This window comes from Serratia sp. D1N4, assembly GCF_054552755.1.
This window is the reverse complement of sequence record NZ_CM137274.1, coordinates 958,784-975,308: the sequence shown is the minus strand read 5'-3', so window position 1 is coordinate 975,308 and position 16,525 is coordinate 958,784. Positions and strand designations below refer to the sequence as shown.

Sequence of the window (16,525 nt, the reverse complement as noted above, 5' to 3'; positions counted from 1 at the left end):
TCCTTAGAAATACCCTTGGCGCTTTTTCAGCTCCATCGAACCAGACTGATCGCGATCGATCATGCGGCCCTGACGTTCACTGGTGGTGGAAATCAGCATCTCTTCGATGATCTCCGGCAGCGTTTGTGCCGAAGAGTCCACCGCGCCGGTCAGCGGCCAGCAGCCGAGGGTACGGAAACGCACCATACGCTGGCTGATCACCTCACCCGGTTGCAGATCGATACGATCGTCATCCACCATCAGCAACATGCCGTCACGCTCAACCACCGGTCGCGGTTTCGCCAGATACAGCGGCACAATGTCGATCTTTTCCAGGAAGATATATTGCCAGATATCCAGTTCGGTCCAGTTCGACAGCGGGAATACGCGGATGCTTTCCCCTTTGTTGATCTGGCCATTGTAGTTGTGCCACAGCTCTGGCCGCTGGTTTTTAGGATCCCAGCGGTGGAAGCGATCGCGGAACGAATAGATGCGCTCCTTGGCGCGGGATTTCTCCTCATCGCGGCGCGCACCGCCGAAGGCGGCATCAAAGCCGTATTTGTTCAAGGCCTGCTTCAGGCCTTCGGTTTTCATGATATCGGTATGTTTGGCGCTGCCATGGACGAACGGATTGATATCCATCGCCACGCCTTCTGGATTTTTGTGCACCAGCAGTTCGAAACCGTACTCTTTAGCGGTACGATCGCGGAATTCGTACATTTCGCGGAATTTCCAGCCGGTATCCACATGCAGCAGCGGGAACGGTAAGGTCCCCGGGTAAAACGCCTTGCGTGCCAGATGCAGCATCACGGAGGAGTCTTTCCCGATGGAGTACATCATCACCGGGTTACCAAATTCAGCGGCGACTTCACGGATGATATGGATACTCTCCGCTTCCAATTGTCGCAAATGAGTGAGTCGTTTTTCGTCCATAGCAGATCCTTAAACGCCTTGCCGTAATACTCGGCCTAAGCCAGATTCACGACGGAGGGACGAGATCCCCCTTCCGCCTGCGGTTGATGCCCAAACCAGGCAATTTGATGGTGCAGCTCCACCACCTCACCGATCACCAGCAGCGCCGGTAATGGTGCCTGTTGAGCCAATTGTTCCAGTTGTTGCAGCGTACCGATCCGCACCTGCTGATCGGGCCGCGTGCCACGGCTGATCACCGCCACTGGCGTGCTGGCCTCACGGCCATAAGCAATTAGATTGCGGCTGATATCCGCCGCCTTCATAGTACCCATGTAGATTGCCAAGGTCTGGCGCGCCCGCGCCAGATCGGCCCAGTCCAAACCGCTGCCATCCGGGCGGCAATGGCCGGTAATAAAGGTTACGCTTTGTGCGTGATCGCGATGCGTCAGCGGAATACCGGCATACGCCGTCGCTCCAGCGGCAGCGGTCACCCCCGGCACCACCTGGAACGGAATGCCGGCGGCGGCGGCCACCTGCAACTCTTCGCCACCGCGGCCAAAGATAAACGGATCGCCGCCCTTCAGCCGCACTACGCGCTTGCCCTGCTGTGCCAGTTCCACCAGCAGGCGGTTGGTTTCCTCCTGAATCACCGAGTGCGCACCGGCGCGTTTGCCCACGCAGATGCGCTCGGCATCACGACGCACCAAATCCAGCGTTTCGTCGCTCACCAAGTGGTCATACAGCACCACGTCAGCCTGCTGCATCACCTGCAACCCGCGCAGCGTCAGCAAACCCACATCGCCCGGCCCTGCCCCGACCAGTGCGATCTCACCCTGCTGGCCTTCATTACCCTGCGCAAAGGCGGTTAAATCCTGTTCCAACTGCCGTTCTGCCTGCACAGCTTGGCCATTAGCCACCAACGTGGCGAAACGCCCACTGAAGGTTTTCTCCCAGAAACGGCGTCTTGCCCCAATAGATGAGAGCTGCTGTTTCACCTGGCCGCGCCAACGCCCGGCCACTTGCGCCATTTGCCCGAGGCTCGCAGGCAACAGTGCCTCCAGCTTTTCGCGCAGCATCCGCGCCAGCACAGGTGCCTGACCACTGGAAGAGACGGCCACCACCAGCGGTGAACGATCGATAATTGATGGGAAAATAAAGGAGCAACGCGGCTGATCGTCCACCACGTTCGCCAACACCCGGCGTTTATCCGCCTCGGCATACACCTCGGCGTTCAGGCGGCTGTCATCTGTCGCGGCAATCACCAGAAACACGTCATCCAGTTGCTGCGGAGCAAAAGCGTGCGCTAACCAGTGAATCTGACCTTGCTGATGAAGATGTTCGATTTCCGGTGAGAGAGCCTGCGCAACTATCCGTATTTCCGCCCCGGCGCGCCTGAGAAGATCGACTTTACGCGCAGCCACTTCGCCGCCGCCAACGACCAGCACCGGGCGTTGTTTGAGGTCGGCAAATATTGGTAGATAGTCCACAACGGCCTTTTCATATAACAGAAAGATAGTGTGACTATACGGGGTGAGATTTGGCCTCTGAAATGACGAAAAGGAATGTCTTGTTCGATAATGGAATATAGGCCGCAGCACCGGGCCTTAAGGGTAACAAACGGAGGGAAAGTCTGCGTGTTAGGCCGCAAATTAAGAGACGAAGAAATTGTGTAATCCTCAATAGCATCCCATACTGAGCACCGCGAAAGAATAATCGGCCTCAGCGCTGCCCAAAAAGGATTTTTCGGTATGTTTTCCCGCTTTTGCCTGAGAGCCGCTTTACTGATGGCCGTTCTCGGCAACGTTGCAAGCGTTTCGGCCACCACCAAACCCGCCAAAGAAGCCACCTTGGGCCAATTTGCCGCCGAACATAGTCTGATCATTAACAAAACAAACGCTCCGGCGGCCACAGAACCGGCACCGGGCGAGTTTGCCGCTGAGCAGATGCTGCTTTCCACCGTCAGCCATGCAGAAAAGGTTGCGCCCAAGGCCAAATCGACCAAACAAACAAAAGAAACAAAAGAAACAAAAGAAGCTAAAAACGCAGCATTGGGTCAATTTGCTGCAAAGCAGATACGATATATCGCTACGCATTTCCCCGGACGTATGGCGGGTAGTCAGGCAGAATTACTCGCCGCAGAGTATCTGAAGCAGCAATTCGCCAGTATGGGTTACTCGAGCAACACACGTAGCTTTAATGCCCAATATCTTTATGCCAAAAACGACACCAGCGAAGATTGGAACAAAATTATCGTTACTTCGGTGATCGCCGCCAAAAATGGCACCCAGGCCAAGCAGATCATCATCATGGCGCATTTCGACACCTATACTCCGCATAATGACAGTGAAGTGGGCAACAACCTGGGAGGACCCACTCTGCAAGGTGTAGATGACAATGCTTCCGGGGTTGGGGTAATGCTGGAACTGGCGCAGCAGATGAAAGATATCCCCACGACTTACCAGCTGCGTTTTCTGGCCACCAGCGGTGAAGAGCTCAAATCATTGGGGGCAAAAAACTACCTGAGGCGCATGACGCAGGCAGAACGCGACAATACTCTGTTGGTGATCAACCTTGATAACCTGATTACGGGCGATCAACTCTATTTCCATTCAGGGCGTAATACCGAACCGGAAGTCGCCAAAATCACCCGCGATCGTGCGCTAGAAATCGCTCAGCGCTACGGCATTGCCGCCGCGATTAATCCAGGCAATAAAGAGTACCCCAAAGGAACTGGCTGCTGCTCCGAACACACGGTTTTTGACGACGCAAAAATCCCGATTTTAGCGGTAGAAGCCACCAACTGGTCGTTAGGTGATAAAGATGGTTATCAGCAAACGGCCGTCAGCCCACAGTTCCCACAGGGAGTAACCTGGCATCGCCCACAATACGACAATCTGCAATATCTGGAGAGCAATCTGCCAGGGCGGATCGACCAACGCAGCCACGACAGCGTACAGATCCTGTTGCCATTGATTAAAGAGCTGGCGCAAGCGCAGTCGGTTGAGGGGAAAGAAAAGGGCAAAAAGAAAAAGTAAGAGGCGCAGCCTAAGCCCGATAATGCGGTACCAGCAGCCCGATAACCACCAGCGCCCCATAGGTTTTCATCCTCGCCCTCCAGCTCGGCTAAAAGCAGCAGCCATTTTTTTATCGTAGTTATTGATCGCGTAACCTGGGCCGTTATAACCCTTGGCAAACGCAGGCCAATCAAGCGCGCGCAGGGCCTTAACCAGCGCCGAATTAGCATTGATAAAACGCACAAAGGCCTCCAACTGCGCCGCGTCACCACTGTACATAGCGTTAATAAAGGCTTGTAATGTAGGATATTTCAGCGATTTCCAGTGATACCCCATTATCTGGAATGCCCCCCAACTGCATGACTGGAGTGCGCATTCGCGTTCGATATTCGCTGCCCGTGCCAGGCGGTCATGCTCCGCAGCACCGCCGCTATAGCCACCCGCCGCGCGGTTAACCAGATCGGCAGGCAAGGCATCGATTTTGCTCCCTTTCTCCAACAATAAACGACGGAACACATGGCGTTCGAACAGAATTTTTGGCCGACCATCAGGCAACATACCCGCCCCCGTACTTTCCACTTCAGCCACCGCCTTTACTGCAGCACAAGGTACCCCCAGTTGCGCCGCAGCCCGTTGATAATCCTGAGAGGTCAGATTACTCATGGCCAGCCTCACTTTTCTTAATCCCAGAAAAACGGACTAATTGTTTGATGTTACCCTTAACCGAAAACACGCCAATACATAACGCAACGTTGAGCAAAGCTTCAGCGGGGTCCACCTCATCATATACGCCCAGGGCAAGGCGCAGCGCCACCGTGCCGCTGGCAACAATGACGCAGAAAGCAAAAATAGCCGCACCGTAATCATGATTCTTTTTACCCCGACGGAAGGCGAGTAGCCGTAGCGCAATCAAACTACAGGCTATTCCATTTATCACTAACAGCAGAGAATCAAGGCTCATTGTTATGCCCCCCTTTTTTGAGCAGATCGGGATCTGCAGCGCGCTTGGTTAACGCCATTAATAAGCGGACACTAACGGCTGAACTGACAATGGCACCAATCAGCTTGGTTACCGCCAGTTCGCCTGGCAACGTAGTGGATAGTGCATTAGCAAAAAATTCGCTCGAGACCACACCGATCAAAAACGACACCACAAACAGCACGGTTCGGGTGATAAAAGGGTAATCTTTCGCGCTAATGACAAAGATCACCGAACCAATAAACGCGCCAATCACCACATCGGCTGCCTCCGGCCCAGACAGCAGCCCAGCGATAGTCGCACCAGTGACGATAGCGGTAGCCATTGCCGCACTTGAAATAGGTTCTGACATAGACTCTCCTCAGAGATAAAAAAGCCCCGCATTGCGGGGCTAGGTAGAACAGATAAAGGGTTACTCGGTACGGTCCTTTTCGACGGAGTCGTCGTCAAGATCGGCTGCCAGCTGAATATCGGCCACTTCCGGCTCTGGATCTGCACCGTATACCTGCACACGCAGATCCAGCCAGCGACCCGCCGGGATATCGATCGGGTCGCCGTCCTTGTAACCGGTGACAATGTTTTGAGCAAAAGCAGGGGCAGATGAGTTTGCCCGGTGAAAGGTCTTGATCAGTAGATCGCCGGATTCATCAACTTCATAATCTACCCAAACCAGCGGCAGCTTGTTGCGATCGGTGGGGATCTCAATACCACCGTCAATACCGCCCCATTCTGCATCTGAGTTAAAACCAAGCGTACCGGAAACACGGTAAACGCCCTCACTGATACGCTCAGTAGTCACGCCTTGGCTTTCACTGTTGAGTTCGCAAGCACCATCGCCGAATAATTTGACAATTGGGCTGGCTTTTTTAAGGAAACCATTGGCATCAACCGTAGTATTCCCATTGTGCCAAACCTCTTTCCACGCACCGACGCCATTATTTTGTATGCGCCGGAATGCCATTTTATCTGTGCCGAACGGGAATGCGATTTGAAAACCATATGTCCTGTTTGAGTATCCAAAAACGTTGAGAACGTGGTTATTTGCAGCATCGAATGTGTCAGTCATCGCTGATATATTTGCGTAAAATGCGCCGTTGATTCGATAATCTGACGCTAATGTATAGCCAGTTAATGATGGCCTGCTATCTGCCCCTAAGCCATACGCTCCAATTTGCAAATAGCGAGTATCATTTTTACTGCGTGACTCATAGATATTCCAGTCAGTCCAAACTTGCGCGAATGCCAGAAAATTGCGGGTATAAAAAATGCTGCTATCTGATTGCGGTCGGTACTCCTGAGTTATCGCCGCGGGTCCACCTGGGGCGTTAATTGCTCTATGATTGTAAACCTTCAGAGTCCCCCCCAAGCTTACTGGATAGTTTCTAGCCGTAGTAGCATTAGAGTTCATAGCTTGATAGAAATCACCCTCATCAGTAAGGGTATTTAAATCCACCGTGCCTAGCGATGTAGCACGTGTTGCAACTTGAATATTATTGGAATAAATCGGGCCAGGAAAGGTTACAGAACCATCTGCTTTAGCGCTAATAGAAGATGCTGTTCCATTCCAGCGAATAGTCATATTTCCGGTTGCTGTATCTGAAAATATCGCCCCCTTTTCCACGTCATTGACATCGCGGAATCTCAGCAAAAGATTTGGCGTTGTGCTGGTAGCACGCATTTGCTGATCGCCGTTCGATGTGATGTTTTTCTTGAATTCAACGGCACTGGCCACCGTCTGTGTCGTAGTTATGGTTTTATTCAACGTATCATTTATCGCTGCGGTCAACGCCGCCTGTGATTTCACCATCACCGTCGAACCATCAGGCGCAGTCAGTTTGACATCCCCGGTGCCGCTAAGGATCTGCTGCCAGCCATCCAGTTGGCTTTGCCACTGATTCACCAGCACCGACAATTGCCGGGAGAAATCCGCCACACTGCCCACCAGCGCGGTGACAATCGCATATTGCTGCCCCGTGGCGGCACTGCCAGTGTAGGGCGTTGCCAGGGTAATCTGCGTATCGGAGACCACGCGCTGGATCTCATACATCACCACCGTACCCGCACCGGGTACCAGCAGCATTTGACCAGGAGCCACACCGTAAACCGGGTTGTTCCATTGTGTTCCCGTGCCGGTAACGGTTGTTGAATTTTGCGCAAGCGCTATCGTGCCTGAGCGATACCAAGCTGTAGAAGCCATTGTGAATTTCCTTTCTGATTATATTGATGAAAATAAGAACGCCAGAAAATGGTGTTCAACACGGTTATGGCTGTGCATGCCTTCCGTGTTCTTGAAATATGAAGCCCTGTGGTTGCAGAGCAGATTAGCGGTTGTTTATTCGGCGTTATTATCGGTTGTAGATTCAGCATCAACCTCAGATTCAGGTTGTACCTCTTCTGGCTCGACGATCTCTGGTTCTGGCTGCGCTGGCATACTTAAGCGCAGATCGATCCAACGCCCTTCGGGAATATCCATCGGCTCCCCGGCTACCACCATCGCGTTCTCTGGATCGAATCGGCGTTTGTGGGTATACACCCTGATGGTGCCATCTTCATCCACTTCAGTGCTGGCAAACACCAGTCGGTTACCATTAGCGTCCTGCGGGATCTCAATTTGCCAGCCTTCAGTTGCTAACCCCAAAGAACCTGTAATCTGGTATACCCCTGTTGCTAGCCACTGGGCGGTAACTCCTTCGGCTTCGCCATTGACTGCGCCGACTCCGGCAACGGTAAAACCAGACAGATAGTCTGCCGCCATTTTTTCTGGATCATTAGATAGACGGATAATAGGGGAGGCTTTCTTGACAAAGCCGTTGGCATCTACGGTGGTGTTTGTGCTGTGCCAGATTTTTGACCACGCTGTAGACCACGTTCCCGATGGGGTCCTAACTCTGATCGATAGATCAGGTGTTGCTGTGCCACGTATAAAAGCCATTTGCCAACGTGAACCGGAGTCAGCCCCTTCAATGCCAAAAAATCCTTGGCCTGTTGGTGCCCCTGGCGTGTTAACAGGCCAAGTGACAAACTGGTTTGATGCAGCGGCGTTAGCATCGGTAGATATAACAGACGATGTAGCCCCTACACCATAATCACCAATTTTTAAATAACGAGTATCGTTTTTGCTACGCGAGTCATAAACATCCCATGCTGACCATGTCGATGATGTAGCATTGTAATTTCGTTGATAGTAATAGTCGTTAATGCTGTATGGATAGTATCGTTGCGTTACAAATGTATTACCGTTAGCACCAGCTCTTGAGTCCAGAACAAGTAGCGTCCCAGATATAACAGCAGGATAATTACTTGCACCAGAAATATTAGAGTTCATATTTTGATAATACGCACCTTCAGTTTTTATGGTGTTTAGATCTGTTGTTCCTAGCGGCATTGCACGCGTTGCAACTTGAATACTGTTGGAATAAAGCGGGCCAGGAAATGTTACAGATCCATCGGCTTTAGCACTAATAGAATATGCTGTGCCATTCCAGCGTATAGTCATATTTCCGGTCGCGGTATCTGAAAATACCGATCCCTTTTCCACATCATTAACATCGCGGAATCTCAGCAAAAGATTTGGCGTTGTGCTGGTAGCACGCATTTGCTGATCGCCGCTTGATGTGATGTTTTTCTTGAATTCAACGGCACTGGCCACCGTCTGTGTCGTAGTTGTGGATTTATTCAGCGCGTCATTTATCGCCGCCGTCAACGCCACCTGCGATTTCACCGTAACCGTTGAACCATCAGGTGCAGTCAGTTTGACATCCCCAGTGCCGCTGAGGATCTGCTGCCAGCCATCCAGTTGGCCCTGCCACTGATTCACCAGCACCGACAATTGCCGAGAGAAATCCGCCACACTGCCCACCAGCGCGGTGACAATCGCATATTGCTGCCCCGTGGCGGCACTGCCGGTGTAGGGCGTTGCCAGGGTAATCTGCGTATCGGAGACCACGCGCTGGATCTCATACATCACCACCGTACCCGCACCAGGTACCAGCAGCATTTGACCAGGAGCCACACCGTAAACCGGGTTGTTCCATTGTGTTCCCGTGCCGGTAACGGTTGTTGAATTTTGCGCAAGCGCTACCGTGCCTGTGCGATACCAAGCTGTAGAAGCCATTGTACGTTTCCTTTTATTTTATATTGCTAGATTCGAATGCCGTTAACCGGGCATTGATAGTAGAGAGAGAAGAAGTTAATTGACGCAATGTGTTCAATACATTGGCATCAGCAATACGAGCTTCAACAGCCGTGGTGGCAATACGTTCCACATGCTCGTCGATATTATTGGTTAACGCAGTTTGCGCCGTATTAGCATTGGCCAGCGATTGGGATATCGCCGTAATGCTGTTGCTCAGTGCAACATCAGCATCATTCACATCAATCCGCAAAGCTGATATCGATTGTGTCAATGCGTTGTCCGCATCGGCACGGCTTTTTGCTTCACCATCGACAGCGTTTACTAGCGTCACACTTTGGTTATCAAGCACATCCAACCGACCATTCACCGTACGATTGATGCTACGTTGCTGGTTCTGAGTGCCATTCAGCTGGCTGGTGGTCACCACCGCGGCAGCAGAAACCGCGTCAACCTGCTGTGTCAGTTGATCAATCTGTGACAGCACGACTTTTTTATCACCATCTGTCGTAGCTGTTAACTGATTGATGTTGGACTGCAAAAGCTCATCAGCCACAAGCCGCATACTGTTTTCTGTTGCCAACCGTGCCAGCGAGTCATCAATACGCTGCGATAACGCGCTATCAGTAACAACGCGCGCGGCGGCTTCTGCTGCAAGTTGCGCAGACAACTCTCCGTTAATCTCACGCTGTTGGTTCTGAGTGGCACTCAGTCTTGCTGCTGTCACTACTGCAGCAGCAGAGACGGCATCCACCTGCAGTGACACCTGCGCAATCATCGCGGCATTATTAGCCACGGTGTCAGTCGCACGTTGGGCAGAGTCCCGCGCACTAATTTCTGATTTCAGCGCCGCAGTAGCGGATGCCGCAGCGGCACTGGCGCTACTGGCTGCTGCATCACGACTCTTCCCGGCAGCTAGTTCGGAACTAACGGCAAGACTGGCACTGTTCGCCGAATCCTTAACGGATTGCGCAGCGGCCAACTCGGAGCTCTTCGAGTTATCCTCTGATCTTTGCGCCTGTTTTGCGGCAGCCCGTATCTCTGCCAGCACAATCGGCCCGGTCAGTTCCGGGGCGCTGTCCACCAGATAATCATTGAGCGTCCCCGATGGGCTACCATCAAGCAGCGTGATCATCCCCAATACCGCCCGCAGCCCGTTTTTATACACCACGGTGACAGTATATTCGCCGGGATAGAGTTCGAGTTTATACTCACCCCCGGCTCCGGTAGTGACGCTGGCAGCAATCTGTAAAAAGGTCTGGCGGGTATTGTGGCGGGAAATGATGACCAGATTTGCGCTGGGGATTGGCGCTCCCTCTGGGCTTCGATAGATACCTGATAGAGTTATCATTTTTTAATTCCATTATGTTAATGTTGCAGATTCACATTCGCAGTATTTGGTTGATTAATGTATAATTCACTACGAATATTCCTCAACGATTACATAGCCGTTAGCACCCTTTCCTGATGGCTGTAGTTGCGAAGCAGAAATATAAGTACCCATTGCACCGCCGCCACCGGGAAATTGTCCAGCATCGGAGGAGACCGATATATGTGGGAGAGCATTCGCACTGCCAAAGCTCCCACCGCCAATCCCACCTATAATTGCGCCACTATTGTTTATAATTGTACCTCCCTGCCCACTCTGTCCATTGATATTAAGTAGCGTTCCCCCGGTGGCTTGCGCCCAACTAACACCTACTTGATTACCTCCTAGACCACCCTCGCAGGTAATATATCCCCCGAATAACGATCTTCCGCCACTGCCACCATTGCTGTTATTACCTGCAACTGCAGCAACACCGCCAACACCAACAGTTACAGATATTGATGCAACTCCGGTTACATCAATCAGCGATTCGGCATAAGCACCACTTCCTCCACTCACTGCCCCACCGTTTGACGTAGACGACATGCCCTGCCCTCCCCCCCCAGCCCCCCAAACTTTGACTCGTACACGTTTAGTGCCTGCAGTAGGACTGTAGCTTCCCGACGAGGTAAACATCTGAATATTAAGGAGTCGACCAGGCATACTACTCAGTAACGCCGCTGACAAATTCTTTTGTAGAGTAGAAAGATCGCCATTATCCAGCACATCCTTCCCGCTGTTATCTGCGATAAACTGTGCCACCACATTAGCAATCACGCTGGATTGCCGCAAAGCGGTATTCATCTCTTTCGATTTCGCTATACCGGTAGTAAAACCAGCATTTCTTGCACTAAGCGCTGACCACTCAGCCGGACTTAAGACATTAGCACTGCTATTAAGACCGAACGGTAAAATTTCATTTTTAGCCATAATGTATATCCTTTATTTTACACAGGTAATTCAGGCCAATTAATATCAGGAGCTGCATCCAAGTCTATGCGATTTAATTGAACGCGATAACGTCTCCAATTATTGAGTAATAAAACCTCCGCCTCGGTTGCCATACCTAAATCTACGGCATCTGCCAAAGGAAAAATTGCAGTATTAGCTGCTGCTATCAACTCTGCCCGTTGATGAGTTGCAGTAACAATGTCGGCAGCGTGCTGTGCTGTTTTATCGGTAACCCATTCTTTTCCATCCCATTTATCAAACGAGGTGTTAGGAGCCAAAGCAGTGGTATTAACCGGCAACGCTCCCAGCTCGTTAATCGTTACAGGTTGACCATTTTCGGTGTTATGCAACTTTTTACCGCGATGATCTTCAACAACTTCCCACATATCATCGACGCGGCATGCGATATATCCTGACTTCGTTCTTGGTGGTGCATCAGTACAAGCATTAGCGGGTAATCCTATACCTTCTGACAGAAACTCATCACAACAATCCAAATACTCCCCTGTTGTACCGTCATAATTAAATACTGTAACTAATCCTGGTGTAATGGCAGTAAAATTATTATCTAAAATAGCCTGATTCATTATGCAGCCCTCACGATATAGTTAAATGCAACATTGCGCGGACGGTTTTCCGAAGCGGTCGGGACAACTCTCGACGCATCAAAAAAAACAGAATGATATACGTTGGTTATCTCCTGTAGAGCCTGCATTCTTGTTGACAAGTTTCCTTTAATAAAAACACCTGTTGCTGTGAAATCAGCGTAGGTATCGAAACCGCCATAAATATTCCTGATCGCATCCCCCTGCAAGTTCAATAGCGCTCGCCCCGTATCCACCCCTCTACCATCATCCCACCCGCGAATAAACTCGCCGCGTAAATCGGGTAATACGCCGCTGGGATATGCCAATGCCAAGTTGGGATAAAGCGTTTTACTAAATGTCGCACCATTACATTTTAACCAGCCAGTGGGTGCAGTCGCTGTCGGCCAGGGTAGTGGTACGCCGGTAGGGGTTAACAGGTTTTTCAGTGCAGCAAGTAATGTTGCAGTATCGCCATTATCCAGCACATCTTTACTGCTACTATCGGCAATAAATTGTGCCACCACGTTGCTAATAACGCTGGATTGTCGCCAGACGGTATTCAGTTCTTTCGATTTTGCCGCGCCAGAGGCAAATCCCTTGCTACGCGCAGGCAGTGCCGACCAATCTGCCGGGGTGAGGACGTTAGCCCCAGCCCCAATACCGAAGGGTAAAAACTCATTTTTAGCCATTAGTGATCTCCTTTAGGTCCAGGCCCCACATGCCTTTGTCAAAGCCGGACAGGTATTTATTGTCAGCATCAAAACCGAATAACGGCCCCGGTTCCGATACCATGGTGTAATCTGCAATACGCACGCCGCCGGGTTTAACATCCAGATAGCCAAAGGCAATGATCGATTGCACTACAGCAGGTAATGGGGCACCACTCAGATAGACGCTCATGGTCATATCAAGATTATCGACGGCAAAGATCTGAGTTTGGTCATCGGGGAAAACCCCCTGATAGATGTTACTGAGGGTCGCCATGGTACCGTCCCAGTTGTTCGCCAGGATTTTGGCACGCAGGATGGTGCGGTAAGCCTCATCATCCAGCGCGGTAAATCCCATATCATCGAACACGCCTTGCCAGCTTCCCTGGTTGTAACCTAACCCTTCGGTATCAAAGGAAAAATAGATGCCGTTAATGGTGCTTCTCACCACGCGGCCGATACCGATCCACAGCCCCAACGCATCAAGCTGGCTTTCTACAGCTTGGTCGAGATCAAACTTATTAATAAAATCGCCCAGAGTTGATTGGAGAGCCGCAAAAGGCGCGCTGCTCAAGCCGATGGTGTCGAGATATTTCGGTTTATCGGCGTGGTAGGCAGTAATAAGCTTTTGATAATTATTCATGTTGTCACCACTGTGACATTCGCTGCCGAGCAGGTGACCGCCTGATTAAAGGTGACATTGATATTGGCTGCGGCCAGCACACTGGCGGATTTACCAATTTGCAGGTCGGTCAGGTCATAGGCTCGCCCTTCACCATTAAGATTGGCAGGAACAAACAGACGATGCAGCAATACCGGATCACCAATCGCCACACCGTTAATATAATCAGCAATGGCAGATTTCATCTGCTCAGCAATGTTGGTGGTATAACCCACCAAAGGTTTCAGGGTGACTCGCACATAGACCGGAACGCTGGTTTTACGAAAGAAAGAGACCGATCGCGTGATGCCATACTGGTCGGTCACCGGGACCACAGTAGTGCCATAAGTCCCGGTCCCCGGCGTTTTCTTGGTGGCAATGGTATTGGCTATCTGCCGGTCATCGCCGCCGTCCACCACAATCGCAATCGAGTGGCTGGGAATGCCGTTGCTGTCGATGGTACTGGTATCGTTTTCATAGCCTCGGTAGCGCTCCACATTAGGCAGAGTGGCGATGGCACCGATAATCCCCTCCAGCACCGTGCGCGACGGCAGCGACACCGATCGCGATTGGCGGATGCGCAGTTCAGCATCCGACTCCACGGGTTGCCCCGGTGACGCCGCTTGCGGGTTGGTGACCGCTTGCCAGCCACGAGTTGGAGAACCAATGACGCTAAGATCGCCCGGTAATGCAATCACTGCGCCGATCACCTGGCAGGTGGCGGTCACCGTTATCTGCCCTGACGAACCAATCACTACGCTGCTCGGCAGGCTCCAACTGATGCCATTGGTGTCGCGCACCACGCCGTTGGTGATCTGCGTACCCACTTGCCCGGTGATCACCACATCAGCCGTGGATTGGCTGGCGGCATTTTTGGTAATGCCGTTGATTTTGACGTTATTTTCCAATGCCCGGCCCTGTGCCGTAGCGGGGCTGAACGAGTTAAATACCGCTATCGCCATATTATTGGCGTCATGAATGGCCAGCGCGATCACAGCGATCCACTGCCCGTCTTTGCTGTCCGGTTCCAGGTAGGCATCTTCGCCATAAATCTGGCGGAAAAAAGCCGTCAGTGTGCTGAGGATGGTCTGATAATCAGGCGCACTGATCCCGTGGGCATCGACGCTGGCCGATAACCCTAATGTATCGAGATTAAGCATTATGCCTCGCTATTAATGGTAGTTGTGCCGTACAAGGTGTTGATAGTGGAGGTAAAGGTCACGCGGCGGGTCTGCGGGTTAGATTGCACCTGAAAATCGGTGATTTCACTCACCCCTTGGGTTCCCAGAATACGTTCACGAACGGCCATCTGATAAACCAGCGACTTTTGTTTCCCCAGAATATCGGTTTTATAGGGCGTGCCTGCCGTAGTATCCAAAAACCACTCCCCTTGCCATAACTCAAAACGGGTTTTCACCGCCTGAACCACCGCCTCTGGGGTGTTGACCATAAAGGTGTTATCTCCAGCGCCAAAAATGTAGTCGCCAGAGCTATCTTCTCTGCGGTTGCGCATTATTGTGCTCCTCCTGTGGTGCCATTGCCGGTCTGTACACCACCATGTTTATGATTTTTCAGGCTGATACCGCCCGCTGTTACATCATTCTTCACCGTCACCGGTCCGTTAAGGGTAGCGCTGCCACCGCTACTCCCCATGCCCTGCGACAGGTTGCCATTGATGGTGACATTGCCATTTAGCACGATGGTGGGAGAGGTGATCTCCGTGCCACCATTGGCATTCGCCGTCAGTTTTCCCAAGGTGATGACGTTAACCGCGTGGCTATCGGGGATCAGTTCGATCATAGCGGCCCCATCGTCACTGCGTAGTTGCGCCGATGAGGCACTGATATTGCTGATTTTATGGGTTTGCGACTGCGGCCCGAGAATGGCAAAGGCATCTGCCAGATGGTGCATCCGCCCATCCACCGCATCCTGCACATCGCCACTCTGCCACCAGAAATCGATGCAGCGATCGGCAAACACCACCAGGCACTCATCGCCTTTTTTCACCGGAAACGTCAGGCTGACGCCGCCACCGCGTGGGAAGATCACCGGCACATCCACCAACAGAGGTAATTCAGTCTGAGTCACCGTGCCGTCTGGGTTTTCAACCCTGCCACGAATAGCGGGGCGCACCTCACAGGTCACCGCGTTAGCATTAAAGGACTCGATAATGCCCGGCATTGCCACACGGAGTTCTGAATAGATAGATCCCCGTAAAGTGTCGAGGATATTTTCCGGCGAACTGGCTCGCTCTTTATTAGTAATCATCACTGCTCACCTTATTTAACGCGATAGCCTCTGCTCTGTCTTTTGCGGTACAAACCAGATCCATATACCACTCACTACCGCGAGTATCGCCGTGGTAAGAGATATTAATCACCTTATAATCACCATCTTTTGACAATATTGCAGACATTGCCCTGGTTTGCTTTTTTGCTGCCTTGGCAGAATCCACATTCATATCGTCATTAGGTGATGTAGTTTTATAGGTGCTACTATTATCTAACCGAATTAAACTGTTAATAACAATACTGGGGTTGATCAGACATTGAAGGTTAATACCACCATTAATCGTTTGCTGGGGTATGCCAATTAACCCCGTCTTATTATTAAGAACAATAATGTCGGTGCTATGAGTATTGTCAGGCCGCATCTGGATAGTGTTGTTAATATACTGCCAGGTGGCATTGGTTTGTGAGGCCAAGCGATCCATTTCATCCCTATGCATACCATAAAGCGGTTTACCTCGGGGCATTTTCACATCGTCAAGCTCAGGAATAAGGCCCACGGTAACACCAAAATTTCTCACCGACTTTAATAAGGCTTGAAAGACATCTTTTTTACTGTATCCCGCTGCCAGCGTGGTATTCACTGTGGCATAGCAGAAAGCTTTGTCGTTCTCCGATGCCTGGATAGTGACAAAGGTATCCGTCGCATTATCCCTACCATCAATAGAAAAACTGATCTCACCGCTGAATATCAAGCTGGCGTTATCCTGATACCCTGCCAACAGCTGTATTTGTGCAAACTCTCCTTTAGTGATCTTATTTGTCACATCAGAAGAGAGGTTATAAATTTTAAATACCGCAGATTTAGAATATTTGGTGTCTTGCCAGGTGATTGAGAAGGTGAATTTGAAAGGGGATAAATCTAATCCATTACCTTTTTCGTCAACCATCACCAGGGAGCATTTTCTGATCCAATTTTCACTCATTTTTCACCTACAAATAAATT

At 51.1% G+C, this 16,525-nt stretch carries 17 protein-coding genes; 1 reads left to right on the top strand and 16 read right to left on the bottom strand.

Annotated elements, in window-relative coordinates:
• Positions 1–3 precede the first annotated feature (3 nt).
• The gene (gene cysD, locus ACX1CU_RS04155; protein ID WP_459401373.1) at positions 4–912 is read right to left on the bottom strand and encodes a sulfate adenylyltransferase subunit CysD; all 909 of its coding nucleotides are present in this window, start codon (positions 910–912) and stop codon (positions 4–6) included.
• Between the two features lie 35 nt (positions 913–947).
• The gene (cysG, locus tag ACX1CU_RS04150) at positions 948–2,378 is read right to left on the bottom strand and encodes a siroheme synthase CysG (protein ID WP_459401372.1); all 1,431 of its coding nucleotides are present in this window, start codon (positions 2,376–2,378) and stop codon (positions 948–950) included.
• Between the two features lie 261 nt (positions 2,379–2,639).
• Here cysG and ACX1CU_RS04145 point away from each other — a divergent pair, with 261 nt between their 5' ends.
• A complete protein-coding gene (locus ACX1CU_RS04145) occupies positions 2,640–3,926 on the top strand; it encodes an aminopeptidase (RefSeq protein ID WP_459401371.1) in 1,287 nt (428 codons plus the stop codon).
• 66 nt (positions 3,927–3,992) lie between these two features.
• On the opposite strand, the gene ACX1CU_RS04140 is transcribed toward ACX1CU_RS04145, so the two are convergent.
• The 14 genes from ACX1CU_RS04140 to ACX1CU_RS04075 form a co-directional block, all read right to left on the bottom strand.
• Entirely contained in the window at positions 3,993–4,568 is a 576-nt protein-coding gene (locus tag ACX1CU_RS04140) for an N-acetylmuramidase family protein (protein WP_459401370.1), read from the bottom strand.
• Positions 4,561–4,866 carry a phage holin family protein gene (locus tag ACX1CU_RS04135; protein WP_459401369.1) on the bottom strand — a complete coding sequence of 102 codons (306 nt, stop codon included), beginning with the start codon at positions 4,864–4,866 and terminating at the stop codon, positions 4,561–4,563. Before ACX1CU_RS04135 ends, ACX1CU_RS04140 begins: the two co-directional genes overlap by 8 nt.
• Positions 4,856–5,236: a phage holin family protein gene (locus tag ACX1CU_RS04130; RefSeq protein WP_459401368.1), complete on the bottom strand. Its 381-nt coding sequence runs from the start codon at positions 5,234–5,236 to the stop codon at positions 4,856–4,858. Before ACX1CU_RS04130 ends, ACX1CU_RS04135 begins: the two co-directional genes overlap by 11 nt.
• Positions 5,237–5,296: 60 nt before the next feature.
• The gene (locus ACX1CU_RS04125; protein ID WP_459401367.1) at positions 5,297–7,081 is read right to left on the bottom strand and encodes a pyocin knob domain-containing protein; all 1,785 of its coding nucleotides are present in this window, start codon (positions 7,079–7,081) and stop codon (positions 5,297–5,299) included.
• A gap of 135 nt (positions 7,082–7,216) precedes the next feature.
• Positions 7,217–8,998, bottom strand: coding sequence for a pyocin knob domain-containing protein (locus tag ACX1CU_RS04120; protein WP_459401366.1), 1,782 nt, complete (start codon positions 8,996–8,998; stop codon positions 7,217–7,219).
• A gap of 13 nt (positions 8,999–9,011) precedes the next feature.
• Positions 9,012–10,367 carry a prophage tail fiber N-terminal domain-containing protein gene (locus tag ACX1CU_RS04115; protein ID WP_459401365.1) on the bottom strand — a complete coding sequence of 452 codons (1,356 nt, stop codon included), beginning with the start codon at positions 10,365–10,367 and terminating at the stop codon, positions 9,012–9,014.
• A gap of 69 nt (positions 10,368–10,436) precedes the next feature.
• A complete protein-coding gene (locus ACX1CU_RS04110; protein WP_459401364.1) occupies positions 10,437–11,315 on the bottom strand; it encodes a glycine-rich domain-containing protein in 879 nt (292 codons plus the stop codon).
• A 17-nt stretch (positions 11,316–11,332) separates the two neighbouring features.
• Positions 11,333–11,923, bottom strand: a complete 591-nt coding sequence (locus ACX1CU_RS04105) for a tail fiber assembly protein (RefSeq protein ID WP_459401363.1) — start codon at positions 11,921–11,923, stop codon at positions 11,333–11,335.
• Positions 11,923–12,612: a tail fiber protein gene (locus ACX1CU_RS04100; RefSeq protein ID WP_459401362.1), complete on the bottom strand. Its 690-nt coding sequence runs from the start codon at positions 12,610–12,612 to the stop codon at positions 11,923–11,925. Before ACX1CU_RS04100 ends, ACX1CU_RS04105 begins: the two co-directional genes overlap by 1 nt.
• Positions 12,605–13,273, bottom strand: a complete 669-nt coding sequence (locus ACX1CU_RS04095) for a DUF2612 domain-containing protein (RefSeq protein ID WP_459401361.1) — start codon at positions 13,271–13,273, stop codon at positions 12,605–12,607. The genes ACX1CU_RS04100 and ACX1CU_RS04095 overlap by 8 nt, the downstream gene beginning before the upstream one ends.
• Positions 13,270–14,454, bottom strand: coding sequence for a baseplate J/gp47 family protein (locus tag ACX1CU_RS04090; protein WP_459402717.1), 1,185 nt, complete (start codon positions 14,452–14,454; stop codon positions 13,270–13,272). The genes ACX1CU_RS04095 and ACX1CU_RS04090 overlap by 4 nt, the downstream gene beginning before the upstream one ends.
• Entirely contained in the window at positions 14,451–14,804 is a 354-nt protein-coding gene (locus ACX1CU_RS04085; protein ID WP_459401360.1) for a hypothetical protein, read from the bottom strand. The genes ACX1CU_RS04090 and ACX1CU_RS04085 overlap by 4 nt, the downstream gene beginning before the upstream one ends.
• Positions 14,804–15,559, bottom strand: a complete 756-nt coding sequence (locus ACX1CU_RS04080; RefSeq protein WP_459401359.1) for a Gp138 family membrane-puncturing spike protein — start codon at positions 15,557–15,559, stop codon at positions 14,804–14,806. Before ACX1CU_RS04080 ends, ACX1CU_RS04085 begins: the two co-directional genes overlap by 1 nt.
• A complete protein-coding gene (locus ACX1CU_RS04075) occupies positions 15,549–16,505 on the bottom strand; it encodes a phage protein (RefSeq protein WP_459401358.1) in 957 nt (318 codons plus the stop codon). The genes ACX1CU_RS04080 and ACX1CU_RS04075 overlap by 11 nt, the downstream gene beginning before the upstream one ends.
• Between the last annotated feature and the right edge of the window lie 20 nt (positions 16,506–16,525).

Bases quoted from the DNA above. Each gene is read 5' to 3' on its own strand.
- cysD (WP_459401373.1), bottom strand. From the start codon at position 912: ATGGACGAAAAACGACTCACTCATTTGCGACAATTGGAAGCGGAGAGT.
- ACX1CU_RS04145 (WP_459401371.1), top strand. From the start codon at position 2,640: ATGTTTTCCCGCTTTTGCCTGAGAGCCGCTTTACTGATGGCCGTTCTC.
- ACX1CU_RS04140 (WP_459401370.1), bottom strand. From the start codon at position 4,568: ATGAGTAATCTGACCTCTCAGGATTATCAACGGGCTGCGGCGCAACTG.
- ACX1CU_RS04135 (WP_459401369.1), bottom strand. From the start codon at position 4,866: ATGAGCCTTGATTCTCTGCTGTTAGTGATAAATGGAATAGCCTGTAGT.
- ACX1CU_RS04130 (WP_459401368.1), bottom strand. From the start codon at position 5,236: ATGTCAGAACCTATTTCAAGTGCGGCAATGGCTACCGCTATCGTCACT.
- ACX1CU_RS04125 (WP_459401367.1), bottom strand. From the start codon at position 7,081: ATGGCTTCTACAGCTTGGTATCGCTCAGGCACGATAGCGCTTGCGCAA.
- ACX1CU_RS04120 (WP_459401366.1), bottom strand. From the start codon at position 8,998: ATGGCTTCTACAGCTTGGTATCGCACAGGCACGGTAGCGCTTGCGCAA.
- ACX1CU_RS04115 (WP_459401365.1), bottom strand. From the start codon at position 10,367: ATGATAACTCTATCAGGTATCTATCGAAGCCCAGAGGGAGCGCCAATC.
- ACX1CU_RS04110 (WP_459401364.1), bottom strand. From the start codon at position 11,315: ATGGCTAAAAATGAAATTTTACCGTTCGGTCTTAATAGCAGTGCTAAT.
- ACX1CU_RS04105 (WP_459401363.1), bottom strand. From the start codon at position 11,923: ATGAATCAGGCTATTTTAGATAATAATTTTACTGCCATTACACCAGGA.
- ACX1CU_RS04100 (WP_459401362.1), bottom strand. From the start codon at position 12,612: ATGGCTAAAAATGAGTTTTTACCCTTCGGTATTGGGGCTGGGGCTAAC.
- ACX1CU_RS04095 (WP_459401361.1), bottom strand. From the start codon at position 13,273: ATGAATAATTATCAAAAGCTTATTACTGCCTACCACGCCGATAAACCG.
- ACX1CU_RS04085 (WP_459401360.1), bottom strand. From the start codon at position 14,804: ATGCGCAACCGCAGAGAAGATAGCTCTGGCGACTACATTTTTGGCGCT.
- ACX1CU_RS04080 (WP_459401359.1), bottom strand. From the start codon at position 15,559: ATGATTACTAATAAAGAGCGAGCCAGTTCGCCGGAAAATATCCTCGAC.
- ACX1CU_RS04075 (WP_459401358.1), bottom strand. From the start codon at position 16,505: ATGAGTGAAAATTGGATCAGAAAATGCTCCCTGGTGATGGTTGACGAA.